This is a genomic window from Amycolatopsis sp. NPDC028719 (assembly GCF_055565395.1).
Genome location: NZ_JBVHUL010000006.1, coordinates 161,470 through 177,995, shown reverse-complemented (window position 1 = coordinate 177,995; position 16,526 = coordinate 161,470). Strand labels below are relative to the sequence as shown.

The 16,526-nt window shown below is 72.9% G+C and carries 18 protein-coding genes; 10 read left to right on the top strand and 8 right to left on the bottom strand.

The window, feature by feature from the left end; translation table 11 throughout:
- Window positions 1-25 precede the first annotated feature (25 nt).
- Together ACZ4TR_RS28745 and ACZ4TR_RS28740 are read left to right on the top strand one after the other, a co-directional pair.
- Window positions 26-1,291, top strand: coding sequence for a hypothetical protein (locus ACZ4TR_RS28745; RefSeq protein ID WP_465290079.1), 1,266 nt, complete (start codon window positions 26-28; stop codon window positions 1,289-1,291).
- Window positions 1,288-1,965: a hypothetical protein gene (locus ACZ4TR_RS28740; RefSeq protein ID WP_465290078.1), complete on the top strand. Its 678-nt coding sequence runs from the start codon at window positions 1,288-1,290 to the stop codon at window positions 1,963-1,965. Before ACZ4TR_RS28745 ends, ACZ4TR_RS28740 begins: the two co-directional genes overlap by 4 nt.
- A 57-nt stretch (window positions 1,966-2,022) precedes the next feature.
- On the opposite strand, the gene ACZ4TR_RS28735 is transcribed toward ACZ4TR_RS28740, so the two are convergent.
- Entirely contained in the window at window positions 2,023-2,970 is a 948-nt protein-coding gene (locus ACZ4TR_RS28735) for an NAD(+)/NADH kinase (protein ID WP_465290077.1), read from the bottom strand.
- Between the two features lie 76 nt (window positions 2,971-3,046).
- Here ACZ4TR_RS28735 and ACZ4TR_RS28730 point away from each other — a divergent pair, with 76 nt between their 5' ends.
- Window positions 3,047-3,469: a hypothetical protein gene (locus ACZ4TR_RS28730; RefSeq protein WP_465290075.1), complete on the top strand. Its 423-nt coding sequence runs from the start codon at window positions 3,047-3,049 to the stop codon at window positions 3,467-3,469.
- 34 nt (window positions 3,470-3,503) lie between these two features.
- Here ACZ4TR_RS28730 and ACZ4TR_RS28725 read toward each other — a convergent pair whose 3' ends face one another.
- The 3 genes from ACZ4TR_RS28725 to ACZ4TR_RS28715 all read right to left on the bottom strand — a co-directional run bounded on the left by ACZ4TR_RS28725 (window position 3,504) and on the right by ACZ4TR_RS28715 (window position 5,894).
- Window positions 3,504-4,430: a sucrase ferredoxin gene (locus tag ACZ4TR_RS28725; RefSeq protein WP_465290073.1), complete on the bottom strand. Its 927-nt coding sequence runs from the start codon at window positions 4,428-4,430 to the stop codon at window positions 3,504-3,506.
- A gap of 126 nt (window positions 4,431-4,556) precedes the next feature.
- The gene (locus tag ACZ4TR_RS28720; RefSeq protein ID WP_465290072.1) at window positions 4,557-5,747 is read right to left on the bottom strand and encodes a cupin domain-containing protein; all 1,191 of its coding nucleotides are present in this window, start codon (window positions 5,745-5,747) and stop codon (window positions 4,557-4,559) included.
- A 15-nt stretch (window positions 5,748-5,762) separates the two neighbouring features.
- A complete protein-coding gene (locus ACZ4TR_RS28715; RefSeq protein WP_364521270.1) occupies window positions 5,763-5,894 on the bottom strand; it encodes a hypothetical protein in 132 nt (43 codons plus the stop codon).
- Window positions 5,895-6,063: 169 nt separating this feature from the next.
- Between ACZ4TR_RS28715 and ACZ4TR_RS28710 the strand changes: the two genes are divergently transcribed.
- The 3 genes from ACZ4TR_RS28710 (at window position 6,064) to ACZ4TR_RS28700 (ending at window position 8,891) form a co-directional block, all read left to right on the top strand.
- Complete coding sequence (locus ACZ4TR_RS28710; RefSeq protein WP_465290070.1) at window positions 6,064-7,707, top strand: ArnT family glycosyltransferase; 1,644 nt, start codon at window positions 6,064-6,066, stop codon at window positions 7,705-7,707.
- Between the two features lie 309 nt (window positions 7,708-8,016).
- On the top strand, window positions 8,017-8,385 hold the full coding sequence (locus ACZ4TR_RS28705; protein WP_364521272.1) for a hypothetical protein: 369 nt from the start codon (window positions 8,017-8,019) through the stop codon (window positions 8,383-8,385).
- Window positions 8,382-8,891, top strand: a complete 510-nt coding sequence (locus tag ACZ4TR_RS28700) for a roadblock/LC7 domain-containing protein (protein WP_465290068.1) — start codon at window positions 8,382-8,384, stop codon at window positions 8,889-8,891. Before ACZ4TR_RS28705 ends, ACZ4TR_RS28700 begins: the two co-directional genes overlap by 4 nt.
- Here the strand turns inward: ACZ4TR_RS28700 and ACZ4TR_RS28695 are convergent.
- From ACZ4TR_RS28695 to ACZ4TR_RS28685, 3 genes are read right to left on the bottom strand one after another with little or no spacing between them, the layout of a single operon-like run.
- Window positions 8,880-9,710 (bottom strand): fumarylacetoacetate hydrolase family protein, encoded by an 831-nt coding sequence (locus ACZ4TR_RS28695; RefSeq protein ID WP_465290066.1) that lies wholly within the window; start codon window positions 9,708-9,710, stop codon window positions 8,880-8,882. The genes ACZ4TR_RS28700 and ACZ4TR_RS28695 overlap by 12 nt on opposite strands.
- A complete protein-coding gene (locus tag ACZ4TR_RS28690) occupies window positions 9,710-10,576 on the bottom strand; it encodes a fumarylacetoacetate hydrolase family protein (protein ID WP_465290064.1) in 867 nt (288 codons plus the stop codon). Before ACZ4TR_RS28690 ends, ACZ4TR_RS28695 begins: the two co-directional genes overlap by 1 nt.
- Window positions 10,573-11,139: a carboxymuconolactone decarboxylase family protein gene (locus tag ACZ4TR_RS28685; protein WP_465290063.1), complete on the bottom strand. Its 567-nt coding sequence runs from the start codon at window positions 11,137-11,139 to the stop codon at window positions 10,573-10,575. Before ACZ4TR_RS28685 ends, ACZ4TR_RS28690 begins: the two co-directional genes overlap by 4 nt.
- Window positions 11,140-11,260: 121 nt before the next feature.
- Here ACZ4TR_RS28685 and ACZ4TR_RS28680 point away from each other — a divergent pair, with 121 nt between their 5' ends.
- From ACZ4TR_RS28680 to ACZ4TR_RS28665, 4 genes are read left to right on the top strand one after another with little or no spacing between them, the layout of a single operon-like run.
- Window positions 11,261-11,998 carry an SDR family NAD(P)-dependent oxidoreductase gene (locus ACZ4TR_RS28680; RefSeq protein WP_465290061.1) on the top strand — a complete coding sequence of 246 codons (738 nt, stop codon included), beginning with the start codon at window positions 11,261-11,263 and terminating at the stop codon, window positions 11,996-11,998.
- 12 nt (window positions 11,999-12,010) lie between these two features.
- Window positions 12,011-12,775: an SDR family NAD(P)-dependent oxidoreductase gene (locus tag ACZ4TR_RS28675; RefSeq protein ID WP_465290059.1), complete on the top strand. Its 765-nt coding sequence runs from the start codon at window positions 12,011-12,013 to the stop codon at window positions 12,773-12,775.
- 31 nt (window positions 12,776-12,806) lie between these two features.
- A complete protein-coding gene (locus ACZ4TR_RS28670) occupies window positions 12,807-14,066 on the top strand; it encodes an amidohydrolase family protein (protein WP_465290057.1) in 1,260 nt (419 codons plus the stop codon).
- Window positions 14,063-14,761: a prolyl oligopeptidase family serine peptidase gene (locus ACZ4TR_RS28665; protein WP_465290055.1), complete on the top strand. Its 699-nt coding sequence runs from the start codon at window positions 14,063-14,065 to the stop codon at window positions 14,759-14,761. The genes ACZ4TR_RS28670 and ACZ4TR_RS28665 overlap by 4 nt, the downstream gene beginning before the upstream one ends.
- Here ACZ4TR_RS28665 and ACZ4TR_RS28660 read toward each other — a convergent pair.
- Complete coding sequence (locus tag ACZ4TR_RS28660) at window positions 14,730-16,493, bottom strand: glycoside hydrolase family 3 protein (protein ID WP_465290053.1); 1,764 nt, start codon at window positions 16,491-16,493, stop codon at window positions 14,730-14,732. The genes ACZ4TR_RS28665 and ACZ4TR_RS28660 overlap by 32 nt on opposite strands.
- Window positions 16,494-16,526 lie beyond the last annotated feature (33 nt).

Sequence of the window (16,526 nt, the reverse complement as noted above, 5' to 3'; positions counted from 1 at the left end):
TCCTCGGTGACGGAAGGGGACAACCGTGGGCGTCGTGCTGATCGTTCTCGTCCTGGTGCTGGTGGTCGTGCTGCTCGTGCGCCAGCGCCGCCGCAGACACACCGCGGCGGTCCTGGCCGGCCCGCCCGGCGGCGTCCCGGCGTTCCGGGTCGTGACGCTGGGCCTGCAGGGTTCGGGCAAGACCCTGCTGCTGACCGGGATCTACCGCCGCCTGCAGACCCCGGGTGACCGCGGCTTCTACCTGCGCGTGCCGCACGAGCAGCTGATCGAGCTGAACCGGTGGTACCGCAAGGCGGCCGACGTCCAGGAGGAGTGGCCGCGCGGCACGACCCGCGGCGAACTGCGCGAATTCGAGTTCAGCGTGATGACCGACGTCGGCGGGGCCACCGAACCGGTGGTCAAGCTGGGCTACCTCGAGTACCCGGGCGAGCTGCTGACCGACCCGGACGCGCCCGGCTCGACCGCCCAGGCGACGCTGCTGCGGGCGATCGCCGGTGCCGACGCGCTCGTCGGCATCATCGACGGCTTCCGCCTGGTGCAGGCGGACCAGGGCGACCAGCGCGGTGAGGTGCTGCTCGAAGCGTCCCTCGACGCGATGATCAACGCGATGCTGCCGGTCCGCAGTCCGATCGTCTTCGTGATCACCAAGTGGGACCTGCTCGACCACCTGCACCCGGACGAGAACGAGCGGCTGCGGATCGTGCGCGACCGGCTGATGGCGACGCCGGGGTTCGCCGACCTGGTCAAGGTGCACAGCGCTCGGCGGATCGTCCGGCTGATCCCGGTGACCGCGGTCGGGCACGACTTCGCCGTCTTCTCCGGCGGGGTGGTCCGCAAGAAGCCCGACGGCCGGTTCCGGCCGGGCAACGTCGAGGCCGCGTTGTCGGTGGTGGTGCCGGACATCCTGCGCCAGACCGAACTCGCGCTCGACCGCGCCACCCGCACCGAGCTGCTCGCGGCCGCGCAACGGCGGATGCGGATGGGCCCGGGCGAAGCGCTGCGGACGCTCGGCGCCCACTTCACGGCACACGCCGCGCGGGTGCTGGCGTCCGCCGTCGGCGCGGGCCTGGTCGCCGAGTCGAGCCTGATGCTGCTGCTGGACACACTGTCCCCGCACGACGAACCCGACCGCGCCGGCCGGCTGGCGAAGCTCGGCGAGGCCGATCGGATGGCGGAGCACTACGTCCAGGCCCGCCGGCGGGTGGTCGGCGAGCTGCAGCGGCAGGTCGCGGTGCTCGAGGCGAAACTGCCGGTGTCCCGCCTCGGCGGCGACCGCTGGGGCGACTGGTGACCGGCCGGGCCTGGCCGTTCCTGATCGCCCGCGGCCGGCGGCGCGGCTATTCCGTGCTGCTGGTCCCGGGTTTCCTGCGGGAGCACGGGTTCCTGGAGGCCACGGTGATCCCGCTGGACGGCGTGCCTTCGCGCGCCGCGGTGACACCGCACGGCGTGCTGGTCTGGGCCGAGCACGCGGTGACCACGGCCGAGGCCGGCGGCGAACCCCGGGACGAGTACGGCCGCCCGCTCGTGCTGCTGCACGGTTTCCTGTGCCCGGACGGCGATCCGGTCGCCGCGCCGGCCGCGTTGGCCCGGACCGGGAGCACGGCTTTGTCGGCGTACCAACGGTTCCTCGCCGATGAGGAAGGCTTCCGGGCGGAGCGTTCGGAGCCGTTCGCGATGGAGGTCGCCGAAGTCGCCGAGGTAGCCCGTCCCCGGGTCTCGCCACCCGCCGAGCCCGTGCGGCCGGGCCGCGGACTGGTGTGGGCGGGGGCGGGGGTGCTGGTCGCGGCCGGTGCGGTGGCGGCGGTGGCCGGCTTCGCCTCGGCCGGCCGTGACGAAGTCCCGCCGCCACCCCAGTGCGCCCGCGACGTCGTCGAGGTGACGATCACGCCTCCGGGCCCGGCGGCGACCTGCCTCCGCGACGGGACGACGGTGCGGTATTCGCTCCCGCCGACCCCTCGGCCGTAGTCCGGCGGACCCGCTCTCGCCGCAGGTTTCGCGGTCTCTCGCGACCGTTCGACCCCGTCAGCTCTCCGGCAGCTGCCGGCGTTCGCGCAGGCGGGCCAAGTCCTCGCGCATCTCCATCGGCAGGAGCTCGGCCATCTGTTCCGGCCGCAGCGGCAGGTCGAGCAGGCTGAGCTTGACCCGGCTGCGCTGCGCGTGCCGCCCGGGGTCCAGGCGGACGACCTGCGCCGCGTCCGGGCGCAGCGTCGCGGTCAGCGGGGTGGCGGGATCCAGCGGCCGCCACGCGTTGCCGTCGACGCGCAGCATCGGTGGGGCACTGCGGGCCGCGCAGCGCAGCGTGACGACGTCGCGGGCGGGTAACACGATCGAGCGGCTGACGCCCGACATCGACGCCACCGGTGTCACCGCGAGCACCTCCGCCGCCGGGGAGATCACCGGGCCGCCGGCGGCGTAGTTGTAGGCGGTGGAGCCGGTCGGGGTGCTCAGGATCAGCGCGTCGCAGCGGTAGTAGCCGAACTGGGCACCGTCGACCAGCAGGTCGACCTCGACCGTCGCGCCGGGCTCGGCCCCGCCGACGACGACGTCGTTGAACGCGACCGCGGCCGCGTCGCCCTCCGCCAGGGTGATGCAGCTGTGCGGCTCGATCTCGAAATCCCCGGTGTGCATCCGTTCGAGCGCCCCGGCGAGCTCGGACGGCGCGATCTCGACCAGGAAGCCGACGGTGCCGTAGTTCACCCCGAGCACCGGCACCGGCCGCTCGACGGCCAGCCGCATCGCGCCCAGCATCGTGCCGTCACCGCCGAGGCTGACGACGGCGTCCACCCCGGCCGCGAACTCGGCGTCGGGCACCACCGGCACGCCGGCCCCGACCTGCGCCGCGTCGGCTTTCCGCACCACGAGCTCGACTCCGTGGCGCGAGGCGTACGAGACGAGCACCTCGACCGACTCGTGCACCGGCTTCCGCGGGTGCGCCACCACCCCGACGCGCGTGATCTCCGAACCTGCCATGTGATCCATTGTGGCCGTCCGGTGATCGGAACGCGAAAATCCGCCCGAGCCCTTCCGGCGGCACTAAAGTCGGGGCATGAGGCTGCTGCCCGCGTTCGTCACCACCGTTCTGCTCGCCGGGTGCTCGGCCGGGACCACCGGCACGCCGTCGCCCGCCCCGGCGACACCGGCCCCGTCGTCCTCGGCGTCGTCGGAATCCACTGCTCCCCCGGCCCAGCGGCACAAGCTCGAGGTCAAGATCGAGGGAACGGCCGTCCTGTCCACACTGACCTACACCATCGACGGCGAAACCATGGAAGAGAAGAACGTCAAGCTCCCCTGGAGCCGGACGTTCAGCTTCCCGGCCCACTCCGGCAAGCACGTCTACAACGTCGTCATGCGCTCCGGCGGCGGCGAGGTGAACGCGACGGCCACAGTGGACGGACAGCCCTGGGGCCAGAGCCGCGGCAGCGGGGACGGCGAGTCGACCCAGTCGCTCAACGGCGACTTCAGCGACTGAAGCTTTCCGCCGGCGACGGCGACCGGTTCCGCAGTCAGATCTCGCGCACCGACTCCACTTCGAACCCGGCCAGCACGACCCGTGCGGAGCAGCGGCTGTGCCCGGAGGCGATCGACGGCAGCCGGCGGACGACGACCTCGTAGCGCCGGGCTCCCCCGGTCACCAGCACCTTCCGGACGTCGCCGCGGGGGTCCTCGTCGGTCGCCAGCACCGCGTCGAGGCCGCGCAGGCCCGTGCGGCCGCGGATCTCGATCTCGGCGAACTGCGCCCACGGGCTCTCCGCCGACGTCCGGCCGCGCAGGTGTTCCAGGCGGACGTTCCCGCTCAGCGCTTCCTTGGCGACGAGCTCGGCCTCGGTCACCGCGAGGCTGCCGTGGAGGTAGCCGTCGGGCACCGTCAACAGGTTGCCGGCCCAGCGGTCGCCGCCGACGTGGCTGACCTCCCAGACCTGGCCGGGGTGGTTCTGCGCCAGCCCGGTCACCACCGGGCGCCCGAAGACGGCGCAGCACATGTCCTTGCTGCCGTGCGTGCAGACGAGGAAGAGCGGCCCGGACACCGGCTCGCCGTGCCCGTCGCGCCCCGCCGCGACGGCTTCGAGATCGAGGTGGGCGAGTTCGCCGAGGTCGGCGACGTCGAGCCGTTCGAGCCAGCGGTGTCCCGGCCGGCCGCTGGCGACGTAGACCGCGCGCGGGGCGCCCGGGACCCGCGCGTGGCGGCCGGGCTTGCGGATGAGCAGGGGCCGGAGGCCGGCGTCGCGGGCCCCGTCGAGCCGGTCGGCGGGCAGTACTTCGGCCAGCACGTCTTCGAGAGCGTCCGGTGCCCAGGACCCCGGCTGCTCGATGAGCAGCCACGACGTCATGTGCGCGGCGGTCCCGGCGGGCTCGCCGCCGAGCTCACGGGTCAGCGCGGCGCACGCGGGCACCGCGGTCCGGCCGGGAGAGCAGGTTCCCGCCTCAGCCATCACCTCTGACTTAGGCATGCCTAAGCGTACCCGATTAAGCGCGCGCCAACCCCCCTGATGTGACCCGCTCGGCGGCCACCACGCTCGATCGTGCGCTGAGCGGTCACCGAGCGGACCGGAACGGCGTCACGCCCTCGCGACGAGCCCCTGGGTGACCAGCTCACCCAGCAGCGCCCGGACCGTGGCCCGGTCCACACCCGGCGCGGCGTCCGCCAGCACCTTGAACGGCTGCGGCGTGCCCCCGAGCAGCGCGGCCAGCACCGGCCGCGCGGGAGCCGCGAAGACCAGGCGCTTTCCGGCGCCGACCAGGGCCACGGTGCCTTCGCCGTCGGCCAGCGCGGCGCGCGGGGCGAGCAACCGGACCTCGAAGTCTTCGTCCGGTGGCAGCAGCTCCGCCGTGGCCGCCCACGGCAGGCCGACGCGGGTCTGCGCGGGAGCCTGGGCGTCGCGGTCGGCCAGGAACCGGTCGACGAGGTCGTCCCCGGCGGTCAGCTCGGCGAGCCGCCGGCGCAGCGCCTCGGCCCGCTCGGCCCGCGCTCCGGGCCCGGCGAACCGGGGCAGGTCCTCCCGGAACAGTTCGTCGGCCCGCAGCTGGTCGGCCAGCCACGCCACCAGGTCCACGCCGGTGGCGGCGGTGAACCCGATCGTCAGGTGCAGCGACTCCTCGCCGACGGCGGACACGTCGTGCCAGTGCCCGCGCGGCAGGTAGAGCACATCGCCGTCTTCCAGCAGGAAGTCCTCGTACGGCTCGCCCTCGGGGCGGTCCGGCAGCTCGACGTCCCGCTGCAGCGGCGAGCGGCGGGTGACGCCGTGCAGGCGCCAGCGCTTGCGCCCGGAGAGCTGGATGATGAACGCGTCGTGGTCGTCCCAGTGCACGTCGAAGCCGTGCGTGGTGCCCCAGCCCGCGTACAGGTTGACCTGGATCCGCTCGCGCAGGTCGTGCTCCAGCCGGCTCGCCAGCTCCCCGACCCCGTCGACCAGCTCGTTGACCGAGTCGACGACGAGCGTCGCCCCGGCGCGCAGGTGTTCGGCGAAGGGCGCCGAGAGCACGCGCGGCACGAGGCCGTTGCGGCGGGTCGACACCATCTCGGTGTAGGTGTGCGCCGGCACGACGTCGCCGTCGAGCGCCAGGCGCAGCCGGGGGAACTCCAGGCGGTGCTGCCGCAGCACCCGGTCCAGCTCCGGCCACGGGAGGAGACCGGCGAACCGGCCCTTCTCCCCCGGGAACCGCCGCGGCGCCTTCCCGAGGACGTCGGCGAAGAACTGGCCGGCCTCGAGCGGAGCCACGAGGCCGGCCAGTCCGGGAATCTCCGTCACGGAACGGGACAACGGCTAGTCGTTGCCGTCGTTGTCGGCCACCGCACCGTTGGCCTTGCCCCGATCCACCGCGGCCGTCAGCGTTTCCACGCCGAGCAGCAGGCCACTGGCGGGCATCTCGTTGTGGGCGGCGTTCTCCTGAGCCATCCGGACCTCGCAAACGTCGACGACAGGGATTCCCACGCTACGTGAGAAACCCCGGATCGGGCATAGGTCATTTAGGTTGTCTCGGAGAAGCCGGCCGCTCGTGCGGAACCACCGGGCCGGCCGGACGTCCCTGGAGTGATCCCGTTCACTCGGACGGAAGGACCGCGGGTTGTCCCTCTCGACGTGCCAGGTGCCGGCCGAGGCGATCCCCGACGAGGCGGCGGGCAAGCCGCCGCGGCGGTGGTGGATCGCGCTCGTGGTGGTCGCGCTGCTCGCGCAGATGGCGATCGCGATGCTCACGACGGCCGCCGAGCAGTCCCCGACCATCGACGAGCCGGTCTACGCGGGCACGGCGGTGGTCTACCTGGAGCAGCACAGCCTGCGGTACAACCCGGAGCACCCACCGCTGGGCAAGCTGATCATCGCGACCGGCCTGGCCTTCGCCGGCGCGCACCTCGATCCCGCGTTCACCGGCGACCAGACGCAGCTCGGCCGCCGCGTGCTGTACGAGTCGGGCGCCGACCCGGGGCGCCTGCTGCTGGCGGCGCGGCTGCCGGTGATCGTGCTGACGCTCCTGTTCGGACTGGTCGTCTTCGCGTTCGCGCGCGACCTGACCGGCGCGGCCGGCGGCGTCACAGCCCTGGCCCTGTACGCGTTTTCACCCGACCTCATCGCGCACGGGTCGTTGGCGACCCTCGACGTGCCGGTGGCCGGGTTCCTGCTGACGTCGGTCTGGCTGGTGTGGCGGGCCCGCCGTCGTCCCGTCCGGTACCTCCCGCTCGCGGGGCTGGCCCTGGGTGCGGCGGTGGCCACGAAGATGAGTGCGCTGGCCGCGGTTCCGGTGCTGCTGCTCCTGGCCGTGCTGTCCGTGTGGCACGCCCACCAGGGCGATCGTCCACAAAGGATCGTCCACGCCGCGGCGGCGGCGGCGGGCGTGGCCCTGATCGCGGTCGCCGTGGTGTGGGCCGCCTACCTCGCCGTGGATCCGCGGCTGCGCTGGGCGGCGCCGCCGGACCTGCCGGCCGTCCACGGACTGCGCTCGCTCGCCGACCGGCTGCCGCTGCCCCGGCCGTACCTCGACGGGATGCGCGTCCAGTTCGGCTTCGAAGACCGGACGTGGAGCACCTTCCTGCTCGGCACGTACCACCCCGGTTCGCTGTGGTACTACCTGCCGGTCGCGCTGCTGGTGAAGACGCCGCTGGGCACCCTCGCCCTCGGGTTGGCGGGCGCGGTCGCCCTGGTGGTCCTTCCCCGGCTCCGCCCGGCGGCACCGTACGTCCTCGTCCCCACGGCCGTGCTGCTGGCCGCGGCCATGACCAGTACGCGCGACCTCGGCGTCCGGTACGCGCTCTTCGTCCCGATGTTCCTGGCGATCGCGGCGGCGGGCCTCGTCCTCCTCCGCCGCAGGTGGGCGCAGGGTGCGGTGGCGGCCCTGGTCGTGTTCGCGGCGGTGAGTTCGCTGCGGACGTTCCCCTACTACCTGCCGTACTCCAACGAGGCGTTCGGCGGCCCGGCCGCGACCCACCTGAACCTGCACGACTCGAACGTCGACTGGGGCCAGGACCTGCGCCGGCTGGCGGATCGCCTGCCGGACGAGCGGGTCTGGCTCGTCTACAAGGGCAGCGGGGTGCCGTCCGCGTACGGCATCGACGCGGCCGACCCGCTCGCCGTGCCCCCGGCGGAGGTGCACGGCCTGCTCGCGGTGTCGGATTCCGCCATCGCCAAGGCGGACGCCCGCCTGGCGGCGCTGATCGCCGGCAGCACCCCGGTCGACGAGGTCGGCCACTCCATCACGATCTACCGCCGCCCGTGACGCAGCACCTGCTGCCACTCACGCATCCCACCGAACTGGCGCACGCCATTTGCGAACTGCAAATTGCAGATCCGACTTCACCGCTCAACCGAGCGCCCAATGCCGAAAATGAATTTCGAAACGCAGCGTGGTCCCAGCCAACAAGTCACGAGCTGAAATGAAATTGCTCCGAACGGCCGTACTTGATTTTACCGCGGACACATAACGTCACATGCCTGCGCAATCGACCCGGCGGATGGGTGAAAACGAGTCCCCGGACGGTCGATCGTGGACGTAGCTCGTGATCGCCGCACTGGAGGAAGCTTTTACATGACGATCGACTTGGCGTTGAAAGAAGCGATGAGCATTCCCGGCGCCCTCGGCGCGACACTCGTCGACTACGACAGCGGGATGTCCCTCGGTTCGCTGGGTGGCGGCGACTGGCTCGACCTGGACATCGCGGCGGCGGGCAACACCGAGGTCGTCCGGGCGAAATTGCGCGTCATGTCCTCTCTCGGGCTCGACGACAGCATCGAGGACATCCTCATCACGCTCCACCGCCAGTACCACGTGATCCGGCCGCTGTCGGCCCGCGGCAACTCCACCCTGTTCCTCTACCTGGTCCTGGACCGCGAACGGGCGAACCTCGCGCTCGCCCGGCACAGCCTCAAGCGCATCGAAGCCAGCCTGTCCGTATGACGAGTGCCGACACCCACAGCCAGTCCTCACGCCTGCCCCTGCCGGTCCGCACGCCGGCGCCGGAAAGCACCGGCACGGCGCGGGAGCGGGCGATGAAGCCCCCGCCCCTCGACGCCGACCGGATGCTCGAGGCGTTGCGCACGGTCCAGGGCCAGGTCGACCAGGTGGCCGGACTGCTCGTGGCCACCCACGACGGCCTGGTCCTGGCCGACGCCACCCAGGCCGTCGAGGCCGACAGCGTCGCCGCCATGTCGGCGGCCGCCATCGGCCTGGCCGCGCAGTTCACCGCCCAGGCCCGGATCGGCGAATCACGCAGTGCGATGTTCGAAGGCAGCTCCGGCTACGTCTGCGTCTTCCCGGTCGAGGGTTCGCTCCTGCTCGTCGTGTTCGGCCAGCCGGACATCACCATGGGCCTGTTCACCCTCGCCGCCAAGCAGGCGTTGACGCTGCTGCGCCACCACCTCCCGGCGGGAGGAGCACACCGCACGCGGCCGTCATCGGAGTGACGGCCGGTCGCGGAAGCGGGTCACCAGCTCGCCGAGCCCGTCGACGCGGCTGGTGAGCACGTCGCCGGCGGTGAGGTAGCGCGGCGGCGTCCGGCGGTGGCCGACCCCGGCCGGAGTGCCGGTGAAGATCAGGTCGCCCGGCAGGAGCGGGCACACCGCCGAGAGCCGGGCGACCAGGTCCGGGACGCCGAAGATCATGTCCGCGAGCGACGCCTTCTGCACCACTTCGTCGTTGAGCAGGCAGGTGATCGCGGCATCGGGGGCGACCTCGGTGACCAGGTGCGGTCCGGTCGGGCCGAAGCCGGGGAACGACTTGGCCAGCGAGAACTGCGGCGGCTTCCCGAGCGACTGGACACGGCGCTCCGACAGGTCCTGGCCGACCATGAACCCGGCGACGTGCTCGAGGGCGCGCTCCTCGCCGATCCGATGCCCGCCCCGGCCGATCACGGCGACCAGCTCGACCTCCCAGTCGACCCGGTCACCGGGCAGCTCGACCGTCTCTCGCGGACCCGCGACGCAGGTCGGGAACTTGGTGAACACCAGCGGGTCGGCCGGGGGTTCGTAGCCGGCTTCGGCCGCGTGCGGCGGGTAGTTGAGCGCCACCGCGAACACCTGCCGGGGCCGCGGCACGGGCGGTCCCAGCAGCGCCGGGTCGTACGGGCTCCCGGCCGGAGTCACCGAAGCGGCCCACGCGGAGAACGCCGTCCAGTTCTCCAGCACGTCCATCGGGTCGGGGCCGAAGCCGCCGGCGTCGAAGACGTCCAGCGCGCGGTCACCGAAGATCAGGACGGCCCGGCCGGCGAGGGCGGCCAGGCGCATCACCGGCCACCGGCCGGCGGCGGGGTCCCGTGGGCGTCCTCCCACGAGACGACCCGGTTGCGCAGCACCCCGAGCTTTTCGATCTCGGCTTCGACCACGTCCCCGGGCTTCAGGTAGTTCGCGAACGGGTCTTCGGTGCTCGCCGCGACCCCGGCGACCGTGCCCGTCGTGATGAGGTCGCCGGCGCTGTAGACCTGCGGTGAGTGGTAGGCCACGAGCTGCGGGATCGTCACGGACATCCGGCCGGTGTTCGACTTCTGCCGCACCTGGCCGTTCACCCTCAGCTCCATGTCCAGGTCGTGCGGGTCGCCGACCTCGTCGGCGGTGACGATGTACGGGCCGATGGGGCAGAACGTGTCGATGGCCTTGGAGAAGGAGAACACCCCGGACTCCATCTCGCGCCGCTGGATGTCGCGGGCGGTGATGTCGTTGAACACGAGGTACCCGGCGATGTGCTCGGCCGCCTGCTCCTCGGTGAAGAACTTCCCGGGCTTGCCGATCACGACGGCCATTTCGAGCTCGTAGTCGAGCTCGCGGGTCAGGTGCGAGGGGTACACGATGGGGTCGCCGGGACCGATGATCGCGTCGACGTTCTGGAAGAACACGATGCCCTTGTTGACCGGGTGCGACCAGTTCACGCGGGCGAGGTCGTCGTGGTGCTCGCGGAAGTTCCCCGCCGTGTGGAAGAACTTCTTCGGCGCGATCGGGGCCCGCAGGCGCACCTCGGACGCGCGGAAGCGGCGCCCGGTCTCGGGCACGCTCCCGCCGCGTTCGAAGAATTCGCGGGCCGAGGCGGTGTCGAGTTCCAGGATCAGGTCGTCGGCGAGACGGCCGACCAGGCCGTCGTCGAAGGTCACGAGCTTCACGGGCGCTCCACGGGGACGGTGACTCGGAAGACGCGCAGCTGGAGGGCCAGCGTCGCGTAGTAGCCCACCAGCGTGGTGAGCTCGACGGCCACGCGGTTGCCAATGATTGGCACGCACTCGGCGTAGGTCACGTCGTCGGCGTCGCCGTCCAGCAGCGCCAGCACGAACCGCAGGGCCGCGGTCTCCCCCGCGTCGAGCCCATCCGGCACCGTGCGCGCCGCGACCGCCGCGAGCTGGGCGTCCGTCGCCCCGGCGGCGCGGGCGGCGGGCTCGTGCGCGTACCGCTCGAACGCGCAGTCCCACCGCGCCGCCACCGCGAGGATCGCCAGCTCCCGCACGCAGTGGCCGATCGCCGTCTCGTACCGCACGGCCGCGCCCAGCCGCTGCAGCGCCTGGCCGGCCGGCGGCGCGTACAACAGGGCGTTGAACGGCCCGGTCAGCGCGCCCGCGGCGTCGGTGAGCGGGAACGGGCCGCCCGCCCGGGGCCCGCCGGTGATGGCTTCGCGGAGAGCGCGCTGGTCGTCGTCCAGGTCGGCCGGGGACAGCCGGGGCAGTCTCGTCATGCGCCGATCCCAGCAGCACGGCCGGTGAGCGGACGCCGGTGTGCCATTCAATGGCACGTCCGTTCCGCGCCGGCGAACCGCGCGCCTAGCGTCGCCGCCAGGTCGGGAGCGAGGAGCGGAAGTGGACTGGCTGGGTCTGCGGGGCAAGGGCGCGCTGGTCGCCGGCGCGGGCGGGATCGGCGGCGCGGCCGCCCTCGCGCTCGCCGAAGCGGGTGCCGACGTGGTCGTCGCCGACGTCGACGAGCAGCGCCTCGAGGACCTGGCACGCCAGGGAATCCGCACGCTGCGCGCCGACCTCACCGAGGTGGGAAGCGCGCGGGACTGCGTCGTCCGCGCCGACGCGCTGCTGGGCCGGCTCGACGTGTTCGTCCACGCGGTCGGCGTCAACGACCGGCGGCCGGTGCTCGACACGCCGGACGACGTCTGGCGCCGCATCACCGCGGTCAACCTGGACAGCGCGTTCTGGACCGGCAAGGCGGCGGGCGAGCTGATGGTCGCCCGCGGGTACGGCCGGATCGTCTACCTCTCCTCGGTGTCCGGCCTGCTCGCCCACCCGCACCACGCGCCGTACGCGGCCACCAAGGGTGCGGTCAACCAGCTCGCGCGGGTGATGGCCCGCGAATGGGCGGCCTCGGGCGTCACGGTCAACGCCGTCGCGCCCGGCTACACCGAGACCGCCCTGACCCACGAACACCTCGAGCAGCCGGGTGTCCGGGACGGCCTCACCGGACTCGTCCCGGCCGGGCGGCTGGGCACCACCGAAGACCTGACCGGCCCGATCCTGTTCCTCTGCTCCGGCCACGCCGCGTTCGTCACGGGACACGTCCTGTACGCCGACGGCGGCCGCACCCTCGTCTGAAGGAGTCATTCCGTGCGTTTCACCGGCAAGACCGTCCTCGTCACCGGCGCCGGCACCGGGTTCGGTGCCGAGATCGCCGTCCGGGCCGCGAGCGAGGGCGCCGACGTCGCCGTGCACTTCCGCGGCTCGCGCGCCGGCGCCGAACGCACCGCCGCGCGCGTCGAGGAGCTGGGCCGCAAGGCTTTCCTCGTCCAGGCCGACATTTCCGAGCACGCGCAGATCCGCCGGATGGCCGACGAGGTGTGGAGCCACTTCGGCCGGGTCGACGTCGCGGTCAACAACGTCGGCGACGTCGCCCGCGACCAGATGTCGTGGCGGGACCTCACCGAGGAGTCCGTCGACCACGTGCTCGCCGTGGACCTCAAGGGCACGTTGCTGTGCACGCACGAGTTCGGCGACCGGATGCTCGCCCAGGGCGGCGGCGCGATCGTGAACATCGGCTCGACCGTCGTCGCGCGCGGCAGCGCCCGCGCCCCGCAGTACGCGGCGGCGAAGACCGGGATCATCGGCCTGACCAAGTCCTACGCCCACGCCTTCGCGCCCACCGTGCGGGTGAACGTGTTCGCCCCCGGCTTCATCGAAACCGAAGCCACGCTCGGCCGGGAAGACTGGCGCGGCGGCCGCGCCGAAAAGCTGCGCGACGCCACCCCGCTGGGCCGTATCCCGAAGCCCGAGGAGCTCGCCGGGGCGGCGCTGTTCCTCGCCACCGAGGACGCCGGGCACATCACCGGCGGGTTCCTGGTCGCCGACGGCGGCTACACCATGCTCGGCGCATGATCTTTCCATGATTTCGGTTAGGAGGACGCAGATGGCACCCAGGATCGTGTTCACCGGCGGCCGCGTCTTCGACGGCAGCGGCTCTCCCGCCGTCCCGGGCGACGTCGTCGTCCGCGGCGACCGGATCGAGGGCGTGCGGCCCGGCGGCGGCACCGAGCCCGAGCCGGACGACCGCGTCGTCGACTGCCGCGGCGCCACCGTGCTGCCCGGCCTGGTGGAGTCGCACTGCCACCTGACGTTCCCGTCCGCGGTCGGGCACGTCGACCCGTCGTTCAACCCGCCGGCCGACGTGAGCTTCTTCCGGCACCTGCCCGGCCCGGACGAGCACCTGGCGATCGCCGAACGCAACGCCCGGATCCTGCTCGACCACGGGTTCACCAGCGCCTACTCCGCGGGCTCGCTGACCCCGGTGCCCACCGAGGTGCGGCTGCGCGACCGGATCGCCGCCGGCCTGGCCGCCGGACCGCGGATGCGGGCGGCGTCGTTCGAGCGGGACAACAACCCGGTCCGGATGGGCCCGGACGGCCCGGCCCCGCAGGAAACCGGTCCGGACGCCGTGCGCGCCTTCATCCGCGAACAGGCCGAACTCGGCTTCGACAGCGTGAAGCTGCTGATGAGCAACGACGACGTCTTCTTCGAGGGCGGCTCGATGGTCACCCAGTACAGCGCCGAAGAGGCGAACGCGGCCGGCGAGCAGGCGCGCGAGTCCGGGGTGTGGCTCAACTGCCACGCCCAGTCGCCCGAGTCGATCAAGCTCGCGGTGCGGGCCGGGTTCCGCTCGATCTACCACTGCTCCTACGCCGACCCCGAAGCGATCGACCTCCTGGAAGCGCACAAGGAGTCGCTCTTCCTCTCCCCCGCCGTCGGCATCATGTGGGCCAACGTCCACGAAGGCGCCGAGTTCGGCATCGACCGGGCGATGGCGGAGAAGATGGGCTCGGTGAAGTCCCTCGAGGCGATGGAGCGGCTGTACCCGGAGCTGCGCAAGCGCGGGCTGCGCGTGCTGCCCGGTGGTGACTACGGGTTCCCGAACAACCCGATCGGGCGCAACGCCCGCGACCTCGAGCTGTTCGTCCGGCTCTTCGGCTATTCCCCCGCCGAAGCGTTGCGGGCGACCACCTTCCACGGCGGCCAGGTGATGGACCTGCCGGTCGGGCTGCTCACCGAGGGCTACTTCGCCGACGTCCTCGTCGTCGACGGCGACCCGGTTTCGGACGTCATGCTGCTGCAGGACCCGGCCAACCTGCGGGTGATCATGCAGGGCGGCCGGTTCCACAAGGCGAGCGCGTGATCTACCGCGAGGTGCCGGGATTCCGGCCCTTGGAGCTGGACCTGACCGCGCCGGACGACGCGGTCGCCACGATTGTCCACCTGCACGGCGGCGGCTGGCGGCGTGGCTCCCGGCTCACGCCGCTGCCGGGCTTCGAGCACCTGACCGGCGAACTGGCGGCGCAGGGGTTCCGCGTCGCCGTGGCCGACTACCGGCTCAGCGGGGAAGCGACCTTCCCCGCGCCGCTGGAGGACGTGCGGGCGGCGATCGAGTTCGTCCGGGACGGCAAGCCACTGGTCGTCTGGGGCGAATCGGCGGGCGCGCACCTCGGGCTGCTGGCGGCGCTCACCGGGTCCACAGTGGACGCCGTGGTGGCGTGGTTCCCGCCGACCGACCTGCTCGGCTTGACCGGCGACGTCTCCCGCGAAGCGTCCTTGCTGGGGGCGCCGCCGGAGTCGGTGCCGGACCTCGCACGCGAGGCGAGCCCGCTGACGCACGCGCACGCCGGCGCGCCGCCGATCCTGCTGATGCACGGTTCGGAAGACGACCTCGTGCCGGCCACGCAGAGCGTCCGGCTGGCCGGGGCCCTGCGGGACGCGGGCGCGCCGGTGGAGCTGCACCTGGTGCCCGGCGCCCGCCACCGCTGGACGGGCGCCGACCCCGCGGCCGTCGTGGCCACCTCCGTCACATTCCTGCGGACCGCACTGACCCGCTGACGTGCCCGAGCGGGAACAGCGGGCCCGCGGTGCCGCCCGGCCGGTCCTCCGGGTGCGCTTCGACGGCGGCCATCGACGACGGCAGTTCGATCGGCAACCGGCCCTCGGCTTTCGCGTGACCGAAAACGACGTCGAGGACGGCGTCGTCGGCCGCGCCGAAGTCGGCCAGCAACGCGGCGGCGTGCTCGGCGAGTTCGGGCACGACAGCCGCCCGGTCGAGGAAGATGTCGACGACCGTCGGCACGGTGGCCATGAGGGCGCAGAGGTGGTCTCTCGCCTCCCGGGGCAGGTCGAGCCGGCCCTGGTGGAAGAACGCTTCGGGGAGCCGCGGCCTCGGCTCGTACGGGGTGCCGATCCGCACCACCGCCGCGTCCGCTTCGGCCGGGTCGTCCACAATGGACCCGTAACGGGCCGCGACCGCGGGGGCGATTCCTTCGACGTACAGCCGGATTCCCCGCTGCGGCGGCAGCCTTCCGGCGAGCAGCACCATCGACCGGCGTTGCGCGTCGGCTCCCGCGGCGGTGAAGTCGGCCCGGCCGACGGTGGCGACCGCGTGCTCCTCGTCGACGTACGGGTTCTCGAACAACCCGAGCCGCATCATCAGCGTCAGGACGCGCCCGGCCGACTCGTCGACCCGCGTCTCCTTCAGCCGGCCCGACTCGACCAGGCCGACGACGACGTCCGGGCACCACTCGCCGCCGAACTGGTCGACGCCCGCGTCGAGCAGCCGCAGCACGCGCCCGGCGGTGTCGAGGTGCTCGGCGCCCCACGCGCGGGCGGGCCACACCGAGCCGTCCGGGAGCGTCGTGTCGGTGAGCAGCCCGAAGTCCGTGCACACCAGGCCGTCGAAGCCCTCGTCGCGGCGCAGCTGCCCGGCGATCACCTCGCGGTCGAAGGCGAACCCGACGCCGGCGAGTCCCGGCACGCCGACCGGGCGGCCGTAGTACGGCATCACCGCGGCCGCCCCGGCCCGCAGCGCCGGGCGGAAGACGTTCCGGTGCTCCTCGTAGCGCCCGTCGGGGTAGACCTGGTCCTTGCCGGCCGCGAAGTGCGCGTCCTCACCCCCGGCCTGCGGGCCCGCGCCCGGCCAGTGCTTGACCATCGCCGCCACCGAATCCGGCCCGAGGTCCGTCCCCTGCAGGCCTTCGACGTAGGCGGCGGCCAGCCGGGCGACCACGGCCGGGTCGGCGCCGAACGTGCCCGCGGTGCGGCACCACCGCGGTTCGGTCGCCAGGTCGGCCATCGGGTGCAGCGCCAGCCGGATCCCGACGGCCGCGTACTCGGCACGCACCACTTCGGCGAACGCGCGCACGGCGTCGGTGTCGCCCAGCGCGCCGAACCCGAGCGGTTCGGGCCAGCGGGAACAGCCGCCCGAAGGCACCGACGTCAGCGGGTTCTCGTTCGCCGAGTGCCGCGGGTCGGACGAGACGAGCACCGGGATGCCCAGCCGGCTTCCGGCCGCCATCCGCTGGACTTCGTTGTGCCAGCGGGAAAGGGGACCCGCCGAGACCGGTGCCATCAGGGACAGGCAGCGGATGTGCCGCTCCCGCAGCACGTCCGTCGTCGGCGCGGTGGGCAGCGGGCCGGCCGGCTCCTCGACGAAACCACCGTCGGCGGTGACCGCCACCGGGGCGTGGAAGAGCAGCCCGGCCTTCTCCGGCAGGGTCATCCGGCCGAGCAGGTCACGGACGCGCTCGCCGGCGGGCCGCGCGGGATCCTGGTACGGGAACATGCGGCCGAGCATGACCGCCGGTCCGAGCGGGTG